Genomic DNA, 1,595 nt, shown 5'->3' with positions numbered 1-1,595 from the left:
TTCTCCTTGAAGTGGTCACGCCATGGTGCCTGGAGTCCGGGTGCGTGTCTGTGCGTTGAGCAACTCTGCGACGATTGCTTGCCAAATTCCCGCTAGTGGGATAAATTCCCATATATGGAAAATGTGGACGTGACTGATAACGATACGGAACAGCGCCTGGCGGCGCGGTTAAAGCAGTTGCGCGTGGAGCGGGGCTGGTCGCTGGATCAGCTGGCCAGTGCCAGCCAGGTCAGCCGCGCCACCCTGTCGCGCCTGGAAAATGGCGAAGTCAGTCCGACGACAAACGTGCTGGGCAAGCTGTGCGCCGCGTATGGCCTGGCCATGTCGCGCCTGCTGCGCATGGTGGAAGACGATTTTCCTCCCTTGTTACGGCGCGCACAGCAAAGCGTGTGGACGGACCCGGACACCGGTTTTATCCGCCGCTCCGTCTCGCCGCCGTCGCGTGCCTTGGCGGGGGAAGCGCTCGAATGCGAGCTGGGCGCGGACGTGACGATCACTTACGCTGCCTCGCCGCGGCCCGGCATGGAACACCATCTGTTGCTGCAGGAAGGCAAGCTGAACGTGACCATCGACGGCCGTTCGCACGACTTGCAAGCCGGCGACTGCCTGCGCTACCAGCTGCACGGTGCCAGCGCGTTTACGACGTCGCTCGACAGCGGCGCCCGCTATTTTCTCTTTCTTGTCTGAGGTCACCATGTCCGCATCGCTACGCCACTTTTCGTCCACCGATATTCTCGAACGCTTGCCGGAGCTCATCACCTTGCTGCAAGACTGCGTTTACGACGGCGCCAGCATCGGTTTTATCTTGCCGTTCGACACGGCGGCCAGCCAGGCGTTCTGGACGGACAACGTGTTGCCGGCCGTCGCACGCGGCGTGCGCCTGCTGCTGGTGGCCGAGGTGGACGGGAAGGTGGCCGGCGCCGTGCAGCTGGACTGGGACACCAATCCCAACCAGGCACACCGGGCCGAAGTGCGCAAGCTGCTGGTCGCGCCCGCTTTCCGCAGGCGCGGCCTTGCGCGCCAGCTGATGCAGGCACTGGAAGAACAGGCGCGCCTCTTGCCGCGCAGCCTGCTGACTTTGGATACGCGCAGCAGTGACCATGCCGAACCGTTGTATTTGTCGCTCGGCTACGTGGTGGCGGGCAGCATCCCCGGCTATGCGCTGGCGCCCGCCGGCGACCGGCTGGACGCTACCACCATCATGTACAAGCAGCTATAGCGTTCCTGGAACGGCGCGGCGATGGCGGGGAACTCAGGCGTTCAGCCGCGCTCTAATCGTACGGCAGGCACGTGTGCCGTCACGGCGCTGGCCACGGTGGCTTTCAGGCTGATGCCTGGAGCCTGACATTTGCCAGATAAAATCACCTGCCTTATTGCAGAATTGTCCTACCTCGATCCCCGGCATCGTCTGACTGGCGTGTGCCGGTGGCCGCGCCTACACTGTTCCTTGCACAGACCCGGAGGCGGGTTCTTTCTTCTTACAGGAGGCTGAGATGGCGAATATCCAGGCAGGATCGGACGGTGCGGCAAACGAGGAAATGACGGCAAAGCGCCTGAACGTGGTCGACTGGATCTCCATGACCCTGTTGATCGTG

General features: G+C 62.8%; 2 protein-coding genes. Both read left to right on the top strand.

Annotated elements, in window-relative coordinates:
• Positions 1 to 114 precede the first annotated feature (114 nt).
• Entirely contained in the window at positions 115 to 687 is a 573-nt protein-coding gene (locus tag K0F85_RS09485; RefSeq protein ID WP_219115792.1) for a helix-turn-helix domain-containing protein, read from the top strand.
• A 7-nt stretch (positions 688 to 694) separates the two neighbouring features.
• Entirely contained in the window at positions 695 to 1,219 is a 525-nt protein-coding gene (locus K0F85_RS09480) for a GNAT family N-acetyltransferase (protein ID WP_219115791.1), read from the top strand.
• Positions 1,220 to 1,595 lie beyond the last annotated feature (376 nt).

The organism is Janthinobacterium sp. UMAB-56 (assembly GCF_900095265.1).
In the GTDB taxonomy this organism is placed as follows: domain Bacteria; phylum Pseudomonadota; class Gammaproteobacteria; order Burkholderiales; family Burkholderiaceae_D; genus Janthinobacterium.
The sequence above is the reverse complement of the archived record's forward strand: the minus strand, read 5'-3'. Positions and strand labels throughout refer to the sequence as shown.